Source organism: Bradyrhizobium altum (assembly GCF_020889705.1).
In the GTDB taxonomy this organism is placed as follows: Bacteria; Pseudomonadota; Alphaproteobacteria; order Rhizobiales; family Xanthobacteraceae; genus Bradyrhizobium; species Bradyrhizobium altum.
On record NZ_JACMYP010000499.1, the window covers coordinates 1 to 2484 of the forward strand.

General features: G+C 59.5%; 2 protein-coding genes. One reads left to right on the forward strand and one right to left on the reverse strand.

Annotated elements, in window-relative coordinates; translation table 11 throughout:
- A partial coding sequence (locus H8B02_RS46825) for an ABC transporter substrate-binding protein (protein WP_229172451.1) occupies nucleotides 1–963 on the reverse strand: 963 nt, incomplete at its 3' end.
- 347 nt (nucleotides 964–1310) lie between these two features.
- Between H8B02_RS46825 and H8B02_RS46830 the strand changes: the two genes are divergently transcribed.
- Complete coding sequence (locus H8B02_RS46830) at nucleotides 1311–2282, forward strand: MBL fold metallo-hydrolase (RefSeq protein WP_229172452.1); 972 nt, start codon at nucleotides 1311–1313, stop codon at nucleotides 2280–2282.
- Nucleotides 2283–2484: the final 202 nt, after the last annotated feature.

The window sequence follows — 2484 nt, forward strand, 5'->3', positions numbered from 1 at the left end:
GTTGATCGTATCTGGACTCAGGCTTATGCCGAGCTCTTTCGCTGTCCTGAGATTGAACACGACATCGTATCGGCTGTACCGTTCGATCTTGAGATCGCGCGGATTTACCCCCTTCAGGATCAGATCGACGAAGCCAGCCGAGCGCTCGGCGCAGCCCGGAACATCGGGATTGACCTGCAACAATGCGCCCGCTTCGGCGGCCAACGCCTCGCTCATCGCCAGTGGAATCCTATGCTTGAGAGACAGGTCGGCCAGAAGCTTGCGCTGGAAGAAAAAGAACGGCCCCTGCAAACTAGTGACGGCATCGGCGCCATCCCGCTTGGCGGCGAGGATTGCGGGCTCTAGCTCGTCGGCCTTGCTGATGTCGAACGTCACGAGCTTGATGTTTGCCTTCAAGGACGCAGCTCGCATCGCCTTGAGCAATTCGTCGTTGCCGGGATAAGGATTGACGAGAACCGCCACGGTTTTCGCCACCGGCACCGCCTTTCGTAATATCTCAACCCGGGCGGCCGCGGCTTCATCGGCGATCAAGTTCATGCCGGTCACATTGGTGTCCGGGCGGTCCCAACTTCTGATAAGGCCCATCGAAACAAAGTCGCCGCCCGCGGTCGCACTCACGATCGGCACCGTGTTGGTAACCTTTGCCGCCGCGACCAGCGCTTCTCCGGCCACGGCAACGATCACCTTCACGTTCTGCTCAATCAAATTTCTTGCAATGAACGGCAATTGGTCGAGCTTGCCCTCGGCGTAGCGATATTCGAGGGCCACGGTCTTTCCATCTTCATAGCCGCGCGCGGCCATACCGGCGACGACCGCGCTGACTGATGGGATCGGACCTTTGGGTCCTGGATGTACGAGGCCGACCTTCGGCAGGTTAGCCGCCAACGGTCGTCCTGCCAAAATCACGCTCGCCGATGCCGCCGCGGTCGCAAGCAAGATTTGTCGCCGGTCTAAATCGCGCATGATCGAGCCTCCGGACAATTGCCTTCCCGGCTGGGCACCATCGGACAACGGCAAGAATTTACCGCACGAACATACACCAAGTCTCGGCCGCTTGAAGGCCCTCCATGACGGCGGCGGCGCAGGTTCACGGATCGATAGACGCGAAGGCCGTGCCTTTTGCGACGCGGGAGTCCGCACATGGCCCGAAGGCGAAGGCCGCGACGGACTCAGGCGTGTCAGCAATCGAGGCCACATCGGACATGGCGGAAACGCGCCCAAATCAACGCGAATGACCCAAAGCCGACCTTGTGCAGTGCACATCCCCATTGATATGCTCGATCCATTCAGTCAGCGGGGGGTCCCGAACGATGTCCGATATCTCGCGTCGGGACGTGACACTTGGCGCAGCCGGTGCTTATGCCGCGTTTGGACTCGACAAGGCGATCACGTTTGTCGACGCGGCTCACGCTCAACAGTCCGTCACTCAACCTTTCCGCAAATACAAGGTCGGCGACATTGAAATCTTCTCTCTGATCGATGGCATGCGTGACGTTCCGCTGCGGGAGGGCATGGTCAGGAATGTCAGCGTCGAACAGGTCAAGACCGTGTTGCGTGGTGCCGGTTTTCCCGACAATCAGGCGCCCCTGCGGTTTATCGTCATGGCGCTCAAGCTGCGCGATCAAGTGGTCCTGATCGACTCGGGTACGGGCGGTCATCCGATTTATGGTGAGGGGAACGGCCGGTTATTCGAGAGCATGGCGGCGGCGGACCTTGACCCCAAGGCAGTCAAGACGATCCTCATCTCCCATCTCCACGGCGACCACATTTATGGCCTCATGAACAATGAGAGCGATGCGCAGGTCTTCCCGGATGCCGACATCGTGGTGCCCGCTGCGGAATTGAAATGGTGGACGCGCCCGGGGGTCGAGTCGATCGATCTCGGACCGACGCGCAAAGGCCTCGCCCAGCGAATTCAGGCCACGGTGGCGACTTGGAAAAACGTCAGGACCTTTGAGGGAGAACCAGAACTCCTGCCCGGTGTGCACGCCGTTCAGGCGCCCGGCCATAGCCCGGGAATGGTCGCGCATCTGGTCACCTCCGGCGGCGAACAGTTCCTGATCAGCGCTGACGTGGTCAATCTTGCGCCACACATTTCAACAAATCCCGAGTGGCAGCTCGCTATCGACCAGGATCCGCAAATGGCTGTCGAAACGCGAAGGAAGATCTTCGATCGCGCAGTCGCCGACAAGCTCACCATTTCGGGTACTCACTGGTTGATGCCGAACGTCGGCACGCTGGCCAAGGATGGCAGCAGGTACGTATTCGTAGCCGAGGGGTAATATTCCCGCGACTCTATCTGTTGGCAATTGGAACACGACTGCTGCTCGTAGCGGAGAACCGGTCGGCATCTGAGTCAGCTTTTGGCCCATCCCACGAAATACAGCGTTCGTCGGCTTGTCGGCTGTCGAGGGCAATCCGGACCCATTTGAGCAACGGCAAAACCGGCGCAAATGACCCGAAGCCGAAGTCGGCAAACTAAGA

Excerpts from the sequence above, each read along its gene's own strand:
- H8B02_RS46830 (WP_229172452.1), top strand. The coding sequence starts at position 1,311 with ATGTCCGATATCTCGCGTCGGGACGTGACACTTGGCGCAGCCGGTGCT.